Annotated in this window: 14 protein-coding genes; 6 read left to right on the top strand and 8 right to left on the bottom strand. The window is 68.5% G+C overall.

Annotated elements, in window-relative coordinates:
• The first annotated feature begins 70 nt into the window (after positions 1–70).
• The gene (locus F3J18_RS09540) at positions 71–721 is read left to right on the top strand and encodes a hypothetical protein (RefSeq protein WP_013691259.1); all 651 of its coding nucleotides are present in this window, start codon (positions 71–73) and stop codon (positions 719–721) included.
• A 100-nt stretch (positions 722–821) separates the two neighbouring features.
• Here F3J18_RS09540 and F3J18_RS09545 read toward each other — a convergent pair whose 3' ends face one another.
• Both F3J18_RS09545 and F3J18_RS09550 read right to left on the bottom strand, forming a co-directional pair.
• The gene (locus F3J18_RS09545; protein WP_025097824.1) at positions 822–1,730 is read right to left on the bottom strand and encodes a 2OG-Fe(II) oxygenase; all 909 of its coding nucleotides are present in this window, start codon (positions 1,728–1,730) and stop codon (positions 822–824) included.
• 90 nt (positions 1,731–1,820) lie between these two features.
• Positions 1,821–2,720 (bottom strand): NAD(P)-dependent oxidoreductase, encoded by a 900-nt coding sequence (locus F3J18_RS09550; RefSeq protein ID WP_025097825.1) that lies wholly within the window; start codon positions 2,718–2,720, stop codon positions 1,821–1,823.
• Positions 2,721–2,997: 277 nt separating this feature from the next.
• Here F3J18_RS09550 and F3J18_RS09555 point away from each other — a divergent pair, with 277 nt between their 5' ends.
• The 4 genes from F3J18_RS09555 to F3J18_RS09570 are packed head-to-tail and all read left to right on the top strand — an operon-like array spanning position 2,998 to position 7,271.
• Positions 2,998–3,996, top strand: coding sequence for an ABC transporter permease (locus F3J18_RS09555; RefSeq protein ID WP_013691262.1), 999 nt, complete (start codon positions 2,998–3,000; stop codon positions 3,994–3,996).
• Between the two features lie 48 nt (positions 3,997–4,044).
• On the top strand, positions 4,045–5,013 hold the full coding sequence (locus F3J18_RS09560) for a sugar-binding protein (protein ID WP_172535059.1): 969 nt from the start codon (positions 4,045–4,047) through the stop codon (positions 5,011–5,013).
• Positions 5,014–5,045: 32 nt separating this feature from the next.
• On the top strand, positions 5,046–6,548 hold the full coding sequence (locus F3J18_RS09565) for a sugar ABC transporter ATP-binding protein (RefSeq protein ID WP_166912657.1): 1,503 nt from the start codon (positions 5,046–5,048) through the stop codon (positions 6,546–6,548).
• 45 nt (positions 6,549–6,593) lie between these two features.
• Positions 6,594–7,271, top strand: coding sequence for an aspartate/glutamate racemase family protein (locus tag F3J18_RS09570; RefSeq protein WP_025097828.1), 678 nt, complete (start codon positions 6,594–6,596; stop codon positions 7,269–7,271).
• On the opposite strand, the gene F3J18_RS09575 is transcribed toward F3J18_RS09570, so the two are convergent.
• Positions 7,257–8,039 (bottom strand): Crp/Fnr family transcriptional regulator, encoded by a 783-nt coding sequence (locus F3J18_RS09575; RefSeq protein WP_166912658.1) that lies wholly within the window; start codon positions 8,037–8,039, stop codon positions 7,257–7,259. The genes F3J18_RS09570 and F3J18_RS09575 overlap by 15 nt on opposite strands.
• Before the next feature lie 300 nt (positions 8,040–8,339).
• Entirely contained in the window at positions 8,340–9,272 is a 933-nt protein-coding gene (locus tag F3J18_RS09580; protein ID WP_166912659.1) for a LysR family transcriptional regulator, read from the bottom strand.
• Positions 9,273–9,381: 109 nt separating this feature from the next.
• Here F3J18_RS09580 and F3J18_RS09585 point away from each other — a divergent pair, with 109 nt between their 5' ends.
• Complete coding sequence (locus tag F3J18_RS09585) at positions 9,382–10,335, top strand: NAD-dependent epimerase/dehydratase family protein (RefSeq protein ID WP_166912660.1); 954 nt, start codon at positions 9,382–9,384, stop codon at positions 10,333–10,335.
• A gap of 54 nt (positions 10,336–10,389) precedes the next feature.
• On the opposite strand, the gene F3J18_RS09590 is transcribed toward F3J18_RS09585, so the two are convergent.
• From F3J18_RS09590 to F3J18_RS09605, 4 genes are all read right to left on the bottom strand, one after another.
• Positions 10,390–10,935, bottom strand: coding sequence for a hypothetical protein (locus F3J18_RS09590; protein WP_166912661.1), 546 nt, complete (start codon positions 10,933–10,935; stop codon positions 10,390–10,392).
• A gap of 117 nt (positions 10,936–11,052) precedes the next feature.
• Positions 11,053–12,039 (bottom strand): alpha/beta hydrolase, encoded by a 987-nt coding sequence (locus tag F3J18_RS09595; protein WP_166912662.1) that lies wholly within the window; start codon positions 12,037–12,039, stop codon positions 11,053–11,055.
• A 55-nt stretch (positions 12,040–12,094) separates the two neighbouring features.
• Positions 12,095–12,478 carry a nuclear transport factor 2 family protein gene (locus tag F3J18_RS09600; RefSeq protein ID WP_166912663.1) on the bottom strand — a complete coding sequence of 128 codons (384 nt, stop codon included), beginning with the start codon at positions 12,476–12,478 and terminating at the stop codon, positions 12,095–12,097.
• 289 nt (positions 12,479–12,767) lie between these two features.
• A complete protein-coding gene (locus F3J18_RS09605; protein WP_025097835.1) occupies positions 12,768–13,829 on the bottom strand; it encodes a hypothetical protein in 1,062 nt (353 codons plus the stop codon).
• Between the last annotated feature and the right edge of the window lie 25 nt (positions 13,830–13,854).

The raw sequence follows: 13,854 nt of genomic DNA on the forward strand, positions 1-13,854 counted from the left end.
GCCCGGCCCGCCCGCTCGATGCGCGGCGGGCCGGGCCGTTTTTCCCGACTTTCCGAACCGCTTGCCACTCATGATCCAACGTCTTTCCGCCGCCCTGCTCGCCGTGATGCTGTCCACCGCCGTCCACGCCAGCCCCAGCCCCCAGGACGCCAGCCGCGAGAACTTCACGGCCGCCGTCAACGACTTCCTCGCCAAGCGCGGCCACCTCTGCCTGGGCAAGTACGACTGGCCGATCTACGTGACCGACGAGGACAAGGCCGGCCACAGCGCCGATTCGCTGCAGTTGCCGGTGCTCGAGAAGCTCGGCATCGTGACGGGCAAGGACATGCTGGTGGACGGCCACGACCAGGGCAAGAAGCTGGTCGCGCATGCACGCCAGTACCAGTTGACGGCCGAAGGCCAGAAGTACTACCTGCACATTCCGGAAGTGACCGCGACCGCGATGACGCGCGTCACGCACCCGGCCGATTTCTGCGTGGCCACGCTCACGCTCGACAAGGTGGTGGGTTGGGAGAAGCCGGTGCAGCGCAACGGCGAGACCATGACCTCGGTGCTCTACACCTACAGGATCGATCCGGCGCCGTTCGCGAAGAACCCGGATTTCCTGCGCGTCTACCCGATGGTGCAGCGCGTGATCGAGGGCCAGGGCACGCAGCAGTTGCGTGAAGGCATGCATCTCACGCCGAAGGGCTGGGTCGCCGACGAGATCTTCCAGCGCTGAAGCCGGCCCGGCGGCGGCAAGGCGGGCCGGCGCGCCCGCCTCCCGCTCCTGCCCGCGCGGCCCGAGCCGGCCGCGCGAGGCTGGCGGCGCAGGCGCTGCCTTACTTCATGCCCGGCTCGGCCGCGTCGATGCGCGGCACGAAGCGCTGAGTGCGGATCCACTTGGTGGCCACCCACTTGTCGCCCGAGCCGATCGGCGCACTCGCATGCAGCGAGGCCGGGTCGGAACGCCCGCTGCCGTTGCCGTACTCGAAATAGAAGGCCTGGCCGCGCCGCGGCACCACCGAGCAGCCGACCTGCGGAAACAGCGTCTCGCCGCCGCTCTCGACATCGTTCAGGTACATCAGCAGGGTGCCGACGCGCTGCCCGCTGCGCGCGATCGATTCGGCATTGGCCGGGTTGCCCGGCACGAGGTAGTCGACGTGCGGCGTCGATTCGGCGCCGGCCTCGTAATGCAGCATCTGCAGGCCCTCGCCGTTCTCGACCGGGAAGCCGGTCAGCGCGGCGATGCGCTGCTCGATGCGCGAGATCAGCGGGGTTTCGCCGAGGCGGAAGAACATGCCGTCGCTGCTGCGATGGCCGGCCACGATGTTGCGGCCGGTGACCGGATCGACCACCGTCGAGCGGTTCAGGCGCGGGCGCGCCAGCTCGATCAACTGCCTGCATTCGCCGGCGCTGAGGAAACCGTCGAGCAGCACCGCGGCGGGCCGTTGCAGGCGCAGCAGCACGCGTGTCTCGTGCTGGCCGAGCCGGATCAGCGGCCCGGCCGGCACCCGCAGCGCGGCGGGCTCGTAGCCGGCCCGCGCGCCGCCCACCTCCAGCTTGTCCGCGGGCAGCGGCGTGCCGTACATCAGCGCGGCGGTGACCGCCTCGACCATCGCCGCCGCCACCTCGGGCGCGCTCTGGTGCCCGACCAGCTCCTTGACGAGCGCCTGCGCGTCGACACCGCGCGTCAGGTTCTGCAGGATCCAGTCGCGCACCGGCGCGGGAAAATCAACCGTGATCGACATCGTCGGAAGGGGCGAGGGCTCGCCCGTAAAAAGTGTCGAGATTACGACAGCTTGTTGTCACGACGATGACGGCGGCACGGCCCGGGCCGCTCAGGCGAAGCGCTTCACTTCCTCGCGCCATTGATGCTGCTGGCGCCAGCCCAGCAGGCGCTTGAGCTTGTCGTTGCTCAGCAGCGTCTGGAACTCGCCGATCGGCTTGTTGACCGGCACGCCCGGGTAATAGCGCTCCAGCAGCACGCGGCTCGGCAGGTCCGAGGACACGTCGTCGGCCGCCACGTTCATGATCTCGAAGCCGAGCCCGTCGGTCTCGATCGCGAGCCGGCAGGCCTCGGCCAGGTCGCGCCCGTCGATATAGCTCCAGGCGATGCGCTTGCGCAGGGCCGGGTCCTTCAGCCAGCCCGGGAATTTCGCGTAGTCCTCGGGGTCGAGCACGTTGCCGATCCGAAAGCAGTAGATGTCGGCGCCGGTGCGTGCCTGGAAGGCCTTGGCGGTCACCTCGTTGACCACCTTCGAGGTCGCGTAGCTGTCCATCGGATCGACGGGGTAGTCCTCGTCCAGCGGGAAATAGGCCGGATCGCGGTGGCGATGGGCGAACACCACGCCGTAGGTGGTCTCGCTGGAGGCCAGGATCACCTTGCGGATCCCCAGCTTCGCGGCCGCGTCGAGGATGTTGTAGGTGCCCATCACGTTGATGCGGTACACCTCGTTGTCGGGGGTCACCATGATGCGGGGGATCGCGGCGAAGTGGACGATCGCGTCGATCGGCTTCGGCTCCAGGTCATCGGCGAACTCCACCGGCGCCGTGCTCGAGGCCAGCGCGTTGAACACCTGGCCGGCATCGGTGATGTCGGTGATCAGCGTGCGCGCGGTGCGCTTGGGCATCGGCACGCGATCCAGGTTCATCACCTCATGGCCGTGCTCGACCAGGTTCTCGACCACCCATTTCCCGGCCAGGCCGCTGCCGCCGGTCACTATCACGCGCTTCGTCATCTGCTGCTCTCCTTCAGATCGGGGTCACATGGCGAGCGCCCACGCGTTCGCCGCTTCGCAGAGCTTAGCGAGGGAAGCCGCCGCAAATCTGTGACGTCCGTCATAGCCCGGCCCGGCTTGTCGGGATCGCGCGCGGCCCGGCCCGCGCCTGGCGCCCCTCGCCTCCGGGACAACCCCGATCCGCTTGTATGACGGGCGTCACAGTTTCCCGTTCGGACCTGCTCGTATGCTTGCCGCATCGACGAACGACAGCCGTGCACGATCCAGGAGACCCGCGTTGAAAGCCATTCCCAGCCACCTCGACACCCATCGCGAAGCGCGCCTGCCGGCCCTGCTGCGCGCCTGCCTCGGGGTGCGCGAATTCAACATCCTCGCGGTGCTGATCGCGGTCGGCGTGCTGATCAGCCTGTTCTCGCCGTACTTCCTCACCACCAACAACCTGATGGGCGTGTTCCGCTCCTTCTCGCTCACGGCCATCATGGCGATCGGCATGATGCTGGTGATCGTGACGGGCGGCATCGACCTGTCGGTCGGCTCGGTGATGGGGCTGTCCTCGCTGGTCACCGCGCTGGCCTTCCAGCACGGCCTGGGCAGCCTCGCGGCGGTGGCGGCGGGGCTGGTGACGGGCATGCTGGCCGGTGCCGTGAACGGCCTGCTGGTGACGCGCATCGAGCTGCCGCCCTTCATCGCCACGCTCGGCACGCTCAGCATCGGCCGCGGCCTGATGTACATCATCACCAAGGGCGTGCCGGTCACGCCGGACGTGCCCGACGGCTTCACCTTCCTCGGCCAGGGCTACCTCGGCTTCATCCCGTTCCCGGTGATCGTGATGGCCGCGCTGGCCGCCTGCTTCGCCGTGATCATGCGCCGGACCCGCTTCGGCCGGCACGTCTACGCCACCGGCGGCAACGAGACGGCCGCCCACCTGAGCGGCGTGCGCACGCGGCGCGTCAAGTTCCTGGTCTACCTGCTGTCGGGCACCATCGCGGCGCTGGCCGGCGTGATCAGCTTCTCGCGCTTCGTGTCGGCCGAGCCGGCCGCCGGCTTCGGCGCCGAGCTCGACGTGATCGCGGCCGCCGCGATCGGCGGCGCCAGCCTGTCGGGCGGCATCGGCAGCGTGGAAGGCGCGGTGATCGGCGCCGCGCTGGCCGGCATCATCGCCAACGGCGTGGTGCTGCTCAACATCGATACCTACGCACAACAAACCATCACCGGCTGCGTGATCCTGATCGCGGTCAGCATCGATATCTGGCGGCTGCGCCGCAAGGCGCGATGAATTCGGTCGCGCATCCCTGAACGTCCCTTCCCTCCTTCTCGACACACCATGAGCAAATCCGGTCTGCTTCGCACCACCCTGGCCAAGGGCCTGGGCATCCTCCTCGCGGCTTCCGCGCTGGGCGGCCTGGCCGCGCAGGCGGCCGCGGCCAAGGATGCGAAATCCATCTCGATCGCCGTGATCCCGAAGGTCGCCGTGCCCTTCTTCGACGACTGCAACACCGGCGCCAAGGGCGCGGCCGACAAGCTCGGCGTGCAGTACCAGTGGGTGGTGCCGCAGAACACCCAGGGCTCGACCCAGGTGCGCATCATCGAGGACCTGATGGCGCGGCACGTCGACGGCATCGCGATCTCGGTGAACGAGCCGAAGTCGGTGGAGAGCGTGATCCGGCAGGCGCAGCGCAACGGCATCAAGGTGCTGACCTACGATTCGGATTCGCCCAACAGCGGGCGCTCGATGTACATCGGCACCAGCAACGTCGCGGCCGGCGCGACCATGGCGGCCACCATGGCGCGCGCGATCGGCAGCAGCGGCGAGGTGGCGATCATCACCGGCCAGCTCGGCGCCGTGAACCTCAACGAGCGCATCGCCGGCATCAAGCAGGAGCTGGCCAAGTATCCCGGCATCAGGATCGTCGAGACGCAGGGCACCGACGACGATCTCGCACGCGGCGTCTCGGTGGTCGAGACCACGCTGCGCGCCCATCCGCAACTGAAGGGCATCTTCGGCGTCAGCCAGGTGGGCGGCCCGGCCGTCGCCAAGGTGCTGGCCACGCGCGAGTTCGGCGCGCAGAAGGGCAAGCTCGAGGTACTGGCCTTCGACGACCTGCCCGATACCGTCAAGGGCGTGAAGGATGGCCTGATCCAGGGGATCATCGTGCAGCGGCCGGTGACCATGGGCCGCCTCGCGGTCGAGCACCTGTATGCGCAGATACAAGGCACCGAGGCCGGCGCCAAGGACATCGACACGGGCGTGACGGTGGTGACCAGGGACAACCTCGGCAGCTACAGCAAATGAGCCCGCCGCGAGCGCCGGGCGCGAGGCAGCCGATGACACCCTACCTCGAAGTCAGCCGGATCTCGAAGACCTTCCCCGGCGTGCGCGCGCTCGACCAGGTGAGCCTGCACGTCTCGCGCGGCGAGGTGCTGGCGCTGGCCGGGGAGAACGGCGCCGGCAAGAGCACCCTGATGAAGATCCTGACCGGCGTGCTGCAGCCCGACGCGGGCGGCACGATCGCCGTCGAGGGCCGCCCGGTGGTGCTGGCCGACAGCCATCATGCGCGCGCGCTGGGCATCGGCATCATCTACCAGGAGCTGTCGGTGGTCGACAACCTGAGCATCGCCGAGAACATCTTCCTCGCCCGCGAACCGCTCAACCGCCTCGGCTTCGTCGATCGCGCGCGCATGAATCGCGAGGCGCGCGAACTGCTGGCCGGCATCGGCATGACGATCGACCCGCGCCGGCTGGTGGGCGAGCTCAGCGTGGGCCAGAAGCAGATGGTGGAGATCGCCAAGGCCGTGTCCTGCCAGCCCCGCATCCTGATCATGGACGAGCCCACCGCCTCGCTGAGCCATCACGAGACGCGCCTGCTGCTCGAGCTGATCGCCAGGCTGCGCGCGCGGGAGATCGGCGTCGTCTATATCTCGCACCGGCTCGAGGAACTGTTCGAGCTGGCCGATCGCGTCACCGTGCTGCGCGACGGCAGCACGGTGGCCGACGCGCCGATGGCCGCGGTGGACCGGGCCTGGCTGGTGCGCAAGATGGTGGATCGCGAGCTGGACGAGCTCTACGCGAAATCGGCCTCGCACGCGACGCGCGAGGTGGTGCTCGAGGTCGAAGGCCTGTCGATGCGCTCGCGCCAGGGCGCGCCCGGCTGGGTGCGCGACGTGTCGTTTCGCGTGCATCGCGGCGAGATCCTCGGCATCGCCGGGCTGGTGGGTGCCGGGCGCACCGAGATCATGGAGATGATCTTCGGCATGCGCCCCGCCTCGGGCGAGGTTCGCGTGGCGGGCAGGCCCGTCGCGATCCGCGGCCCGCACGACGCGATCGCGCACGGCATCGGCTTCGCCACCGAGGATCGCAAGGGCCAGGGCCTGGTGGCCGGCATGAGCATCCGCGAGAACTTCAGCCTCACGCATCTCGAATCCTATTCGCCCTGGCAGTTCGTCAGGCATGCCGAGGAAGCGCGGCGATGCCGCGAGTTCGTGCGCGAGCTCGGCGTGAAGACGCCGTCGATCGAGCAGAAGGTGGTCAACCTGAGCGGCGGCAACCAGCAGAAGGTGGTGCTGGCGAAATGGCTGGCGCGCCGGCCGCGCCTGCTGATCGTCGACGAGCCCACGCGCGGCATCGACATCGGCGCCAAGGCCGAGGTGCATGCGCTGCTGGCGCGCCTCGCCGAACAGGGGGTGGCGATCATCGCGATCTCCTCGGACCTGCAGGAAGTGCTGGCCATCAGCGACCGGATCCTGGTGGTGCGCGAAGGCCGCGTGACCGGCGATTTCGCGCGCGACGAGGCCAGCCAGGAACGGGTGATGGCGGCCGCCACGGCCTGAGCCACGCACCCGGCATATCGATCATTCAAGGGAATCGCAGACAACATGACCACCATCGTCGTCATCCATACCGGCCCCGTCACGGTGCAGCCGCTCAAGGACCAGTTCAGGCAGCAGCTTCCCGACGCGCGCATGATCAACATCGTCGACGACAGCCTGCTCAACGACGTGCGCGCCGCCGGCCACCTGACGCCGGCCGTCACCGCGCGCCTCTATACCTACATGGCGAACGCCCAGGCCATGGGCGCGGACTACATCCTGAACGCCTGCTCCTCGGTGGGCGAGGCGGTGGACGTGCTGCGCGGCATGATCGACACGCCGATCGCGAAGATCGACGAGGCGATGGCCGACGAGGCCAGCCGCATCGGGCCGCGCATCGGCGTGCTGGCTACCGTGCCGACCACGCTCGAGCCGACCGTGCGCCTGATCCGCAAGAAGGCGCAGCAGGCCGCGCGCGAGGCGCGGGTGGTGGAGCGCGTCGCGGAAGCCGCCTTCGAGGCGCTGCTGGCCGGCGACACCGTGGGCCACGACGCGATCCTCAAGCAGACCATCCTGGAACTGGCCGAGCAGGTGGACGTGATCGTGCTCGCGCAGGTGTCGATGGCGCGGCTGCAGCCCTCGCTCGGCACGCTGCGCGTGCCGGTGCTGTCCAGCGCCGCGAGCGGCGTGGCAGCGCTCAGGCAGGCGCTGGCCGGGCGCGAACGCGTCTCAAGCGTTGGCTGAGCTGGGCTTGATCTCGTCGCGATAGGCCGGCTTCGCCAGCGCGGCGCCGGCCGCGACCGGCGGCATGGCCGGCAGGTCCAGCTCGGGCAGGTGGCGCGAGACGAACAGCGGCGTGAGCACGATCTTGCGCTGGTGCGTGTCGACCAGGCCCTCGGCCTTCAGGTCGCTCAGGTGCCGGTTGACCGACTCGCGCGAGGTGCCGATGAAGTCCGCCAGCTTGTCCTGCGCGATCGGCAGGTCGATCAGCAGCGCGCCGCCGCCGCCCTCGTGGGCGAAGGGGCTGCCGATCTGGCCGGCGAACATCGACAGGATATTGACCAGGCGCTTGCGCACGTCGTGCAGCGAGAGGTTCTCGATCAGGCGCTGCGCCTCCTGCCAGCGCTGGTGGTGGCTGCGCAGCACGAAGCGGCTGATCACCGGGTAGCGATCGAGCAGGTCGCGGAAATTCGCCTTGTTGATGTAGCAGATGCGGCAGTCGGTGAGCGTCTGCGCGTAGTGCGAGTAGCCGGCTTCGTTGAGCACGTCGCCGTCGCCGAAGATCATGCCGGCCTTGATGAAGGACAGCGTGATCTCCTGGCCGTCCTCGGTGATGCGGTAGAGCCGCAGGTGGCCGACCTTGAGCAGGTAGACATAGTCGCTGCGTTCGTCGGGACGATAGACCACGGCGTTCTTGCGCAGCGCCCGATGATCGCTGAACGCGGGCATCACGTCTTCCAGGCAATTCTTTTCAATCAGCGAGAGAAGCTCGCTCTTTCCGACGAACCACATCGCATGTCTCCTTTCATGAGCGTCGTGTTCCCGACGCATGTCCTCATCGAATCCGGCGCGGCCCCGGCAGGCGTTGGGGGGGCGGATCGGCGCGCCTCGCACCGGCCGGGCCAGCGGGGCTAGCGTAGCAAGAACAACCGCCCGCGCGCCAGCTTCGCATGAGATCGCAGTCCCGCGCGGCGCGGACGGCGAACTGACAGCCTGTAAGTGTCGGACCACGCTGCCGGGCCATGACGCATCATGCGCCAGGCCGCGAATTCCGGCAGGCTCGCCGGATCGCCGCCATGCGGCGCCGCCGGTTCAGGCCGTGCCGCGCGCGTAGCGGCCCAGGCCCTCGGCCAGCGCCGTGAACACCGCCATGCAGCGCGCGCTGCGCCGCAGGTCCTCGTGCATCGCCACCCAGGTGTCCAGCGTCAGCGAGATCGCGCGCGGCAGCAGGCGCACCAGCTCGGGATCGCGCGCGCCCAGCGCCACCTGACACAGGCCGATGCCGAAGCCGGCGCGGATCGCCGCCAGTTGCGCGAGATCGCTGTCGGTGCGCAGCGCGAAATCCTCGCGCGTGAGCGGCGCGATGCGGTGGCTCAGGGAACGCACGAAGGCCGTCTCGCGATCGAAGCCGATCAGCGTGTGACGCGACAGCTCGGCCATCGTGCGCGGCGTGCCATGCCGCGCGAGGTAGGCCCGGTGCGCATGCAGGCCGATCTCGATGCTGCCGGCGCGGCGCACCAGCAGCGCGGCCTGCTCCGGCCGGAACATGCGCACGGCGATGTCGGCCTCGCGGTGCAGCAGGTCGTCGACGCGGTTCGACAGCATCAGCTCGATGCGCAGCGCCGGATGCGCCTCGCGCAGCGCGGCCAGCATCGGCGGCAGCACCTCGACGCTCACCACCTCGCTGGCGGTGATCCGCACCGTGCCGCGCACGCCGTCGCCATGGCCGCTCGCGGCGCGCCGCAGCGCGGCGGCCGAGGCGGCGATGGCCGCCGCGTGCGGCTGCAGCTCGCGCGCGGCGTCGGTGGGCGCGTAGCCGTCCACCGAGCGCGTGAACAGCGTGAGGCCCAGCGCGGCCTCCAGGCTCTCGACATGGCGGCCGACGGTGGGCTGGGCGAGGCCCATCGCGCGCCCCGCCGCCGACAGCGAGCCGGTGTCGAGCACCTGCAGGAAGCTGCGGTACCACTCCCAGTTGGGCTCGCGGCTTGCCGCCTGGCCCGCTTCAGCGTCGCTCATGGTATGCATTTATGTATGGATGAGCCACGATATTAGCCAATTTTCATTCAGGCGCGGGAAGACCACACTGCAGGGCATCGAAGGCGGCACCGGGCCGCCGACAACAAGGAGCCTCGATATGTCGAAAATCGCCCTGTTCGGCGCCGCCGGTGCCATCGGCCAGAGCATCGCCGCCGCGCTGCGCGCCTCGCAGCGTCCCTATCGCGTGGTCGGCCGCAACGCCGCGGCCCTGCAAGCCGGCTTCGGCGACGATCCGCTCGCCGAGATCGCCACCTGGGATCCGGATGCGCCGGGCTCGATCGAGGCCGCCGCGGCGGGCATCGACACCCTGGTCTACCTGGTCGGCGTCAATTATTGGCAGTTCGAACTGCATCCCGCCCTGATGCGCAAGACCATCGACGGCGCGGTGGCGGCCGGCGTCAAGCGCATCGTGCTGATCGGCACCGTCTACCCCTATGGACGGGCGCAGGCCAACCCGGTGCGCGAGGATCATCCACGCGAGCCGCACACGTTCAAGGGCAGGATGCGCAAGGCGCAGGAGGACCTGCTGATGGAGGCGCACGCCGAGGGCCGCATCGAGGCGACCGTGCTGCGTCTGCCGGACTTCTACGGCCCGGGCGTGACAGCCAGCATGCTGCACGGCGCGATCCGCGCGGCTGTCGAGGGCAGCACCGCCGAGCTGCTGGGCCCGCTCGATCGCGACCACGAATTCGTGTTCGTGCCCGACGTGGGGCCGGTGGTGGAACGGCTGCTCGACACGCCCGCCGCCTATGGCCGGATCTGGCACCTGGCCGGCGCGGGCACCACCAGCCAGCGCGTCCTGCTCAACGAGATCGAGCGGCAGACCGGCCGCAAGCTGAAGCTGCGCGTGGCGAACAAGACCATGCTGCGCGTGCTGGGGCTGTTCAGCCCGATGATGCGCGAGCTGGTGGAGATGAACTACCTGATGACGGAGCCGTTGATCCTCGACGACACGGCCCTGCAGAAGCTGATCGGGCCGATCCGCAAGACGCCGTATGCCGAGGGGATCCGGCTTTCGCTGGCGGCGCAGGCCGCGCGCGTGGCGGCCTGAAGCCCGCAAGCGCGTGCCTGGAACGGCCGGCGCGGGCGCCGGCCGCCGGCGCGCTCACATCTTGCCGATACCGGCCAGGATCGCCCCGCGTACCTGCTGCAGCGCGGAACGCGCGTTCGCGATCTCGGTATCGCGCGGCTTGTCGCCAGCGCCCTGGGTGATCTGCTTGAGCACCTCGGGATCGATCGCGGCATCGAACATCCGCTTGACGGCCAGTTCCGCGTACAGCTTGGCGTCGGCCACCAGCCTGGCGGCCTGCATCACCAGCTCGTTGCGCTTGGCCTGGTCCTTCTCCGAGCCCAGATCGCGCCGGTGCTCGAGGACGAACACCAGGCTGCTCATCGACTGGGTGAAATCGCGGCTGGCACGGCCGAAGGCGACCGAATGCGGATCGGAGCCGGTCACGATCCGGCCCCGGTTGACGGTGGTATCGAAGGCGCCGCCCGTCAGGCTGCGCTGCAGGGAGGCGACGCTGGCATGCAGCACGCGCCCCTCGCTGGTATCGCCGATCTTCGAGCGGATCATCATGTCCGCCACGTCCCGGATTGCCTTCAGCAATCCGGCGGCGAACAGGTGGTCGCCACGCTTGCTGGTATTCATCGCCTCTGCTCTCTCTTCGTTGTTGTCGATGTTGCGGGCTCCCCCGGCGCGCGGTCGCCGGGGCCACGATACTGTAGGAGAAAATCGAGCAGGGCGAAAGCGCCGGGCGTCCCGGCTTCAGTCCTTGAGCGTGTCGAGGAAGGCCAGCGTCAGCTGGGCGATCCGGTCGACCTGCTCGTCGGTCGCGAAATGGCCCGCGTCGAGCACGTGGATCTGCGCATCGGGCAGGTCGCGCCGATAGGCCAGCGCGCCCGGCACCAGGAACGAGGGATCGTAGCGGCCCCACATCACCAGGGCAGGCGGCCGGTGCTCGCGCAGCCAGGCCTGCCAGCGCGGGTAGGCGGCGACATTGTTGCGGTAGTCGTAGATCAGGTCGCCCTGGATCTCGCGCTCGCCCGGCTTCGACAGGAAGGCGTATTCGTCGAGCCAGGCCTGCGGATCGTAGCGCTCGGGATGCGGGCTGGCGATGATGTGACGGTTGCGGGTCAGCACGAAGGAGGTGAAGTTGTCGAGCACCTCGGGATGCGCGTCGCGATCGGCCCAGTAGCCGGCGATCGCCTGCCAGTTCTTGCCGAGCCCTTCCTGGTAGGCATTCGCGTTCTGGATCACCAGGGCACGCACGCGCTCGGGATGCGCCTCGGCGATGCGAAAGCCCACCGGGCCGCCATAGTCCTGCATCAGCAGCGTGTAGCGGCCGAGCTTGAGTTGTTCGAGCAGGGCATTGGTGGTTTCGGCCAGGTGATCGAATGTATAGGTATAGCGCGACGGCGGCGGTGCATCGCTTTCGCCGAAGCCGGGGTAGTCCGGCGCGATCACGTGGTAGCGCGTCGCCAGCAGCGGGATCAGCGATGCGTACTGCTTCGACGACGACGGATAGCCGTGCAGCATCACGACCACCGGCGCATCCTTCGGCCCCGCCTCGCGATAGAACACGCCGACGCCGTCCAACTCGACGCGGTGGTAGGTGGTGGTCGAGGCATCCGAGGGCGTCGTGGCGGGCTCGGCCGAGGCAGCCGAGGTACCGAGCACGCCGGCCAGTGCGCCGGCCGCCAGCATTGCGCCGAGCCGGGCCAGCAGCTTCAGCGGCGTTCGATTCTTGTTCATCCATACTCCTAAGCAAATAGATTGCAATCCAGCGGTCCCGATCGTGTCGATCGGATCAGATGCGTGCGTCGGCCACGGCCTTGGTGTCGATGTACTGGCGGAAACGCGCGATCCGGCCGCTCCGCACCGTCCAGACATGCGCGTAACCCGCGTCGGCGGTCTTGCCGGTCGCGCCATGCGTGCCGACAAAGCGCCCGATCGATACCACCGTCTCGCCCTCGCTCACGAATTCGGTGGGCGCGATCCGGAAGCTCGACCACTCGGCCATCAGCGGCGCGAGCAAGCCCTCGGCCACCGCCTGCGGCCCGCGCTCCTTCACCTGGTAATGCCACATCGTGGTCCATTCGATGTCGTCGGCCATCAGCGCGAGCGCCTGGGGCGCGTCGCCGCGCTCCAGCGCCGCGTAGAAGTTCTGGACGATTTCGACCGCGGTAGTCATGGTGATGTCTGCCTTCTGAAAGTGAGGAAACGAGGGGCGCCCAGCCCGATGCGGGGCGCTTCCCGGGTCATGTCGATCAACCGTGGGCGTAACGTAGCATCGCCATTGGTAACCTGTCAAAGTATATTTTTACGGTTACCAAATCGAAGCGAACGAAGTGGCGACGCGGCCTGGGCAGGCCGGTGATATCGATGGGGAAGGTGATGAAGCGAACAAGCGCCGGCATGCCGGCGCTTGCAGGTGAAGCGAGGAAGGATGGGGAGCAGGCGCCTTGTCGTGGCGCGCGGGCCTATTGGATCGCGTCGGGCTTCACCTCGATCCAGTTGCGATCGGCCGTCACGCGCTGCCCGAGCGCCTTCTGCCGCGCCGCCGCTTCCGTCCGCCAGCGACGCATCTCCTTCAGGTTCTTGTCCTTCTTGTCGACCCAGACGCGCACGCCGCCATGTTCGACGTCGGTGGCATTGAGCAGCATGTAGCCATCGGATATCGGCGTATCGCCGGCCACCAGCACCGGCTTCTTCCATTGGTCGATATAACCGACGATCGAGCCGAGCTTGCCCTCGTACCAGGTCATCGGGTTCATCAGGTAGGGGGTGATCACCAGCGAGCGGTTGCGCATCTCGTCGTAGTCGCCCTTGCGGATCTGGATCCGCGAGGTGGTCAGCGCCTGCGTTTGCGGATCGCGCAGCAGCGTGGTCACGCCGATCACGTTCTGCGGCTTGACGTTGTAGCCGTATTTCGGATCCGCCACCACCATGCGCGTGAGTTCCTCGTGCGCGGCCGTCATCACGTAGACGGTGATGCCGTTCTCGCGCAGCTTGTTGTACAGCTCCTGCATGCCGGTGAAGAAGCGCGGCGGCTCGACCGTGCCCTCCTCCACCTTGTCGCCGCTCCAGTAGCGGATCGGGATCGGCTTGCGCGTGGCCAGCATGGCGTCGATCTGCGTCTTCAGCTCGGCCAGCGACAGCCCCGAGAAGGCCTGGGCGATCCAGGGATAGCAGACCAGGTCGTCGATCTCGCAGAGCCGGTAGTAGTAGCTGGTCAGCGATTCGCGGTAGTCGGGCGTGTCCTTGAAGGGGATCAGCTTCAGCGAGGGATCGAGCGTCTCGCGCGTGAGCCGCCCGTTCTGCTCCAGGTAGGGGAGCAGCGATTCCTCCAGGTCGTAGCGGTAGGTGGTGTTGTCGGCGTCGAATACCGCGTAGTCGCCGCGATTGGCGTGGGCGGCGATCATCGCGTCGAGCTTGCGCGCCGCCTCGGGCGGCCAGTGCGCCAAGTCGGTGGCGCCCGCCGAGGCGGCGAAGGCGAACAGGGCGAGGCTGGCGGCGGCAAGGCGCCGGACGGATTTCGGCATGGAGGGCTCCTGGGGATCGCTGCGG

This window comes from Burkholderia sp. Ax-1720 (genome assembly GCF_011753035.1).
Taxonomy (GTDB): domain Bacteria; phylum Pseudomonadota; class Gammaproteobacteria; order Burkholderiales; family Burkholderiaceae; genus Burkholderia; species Burkholderia gladioli.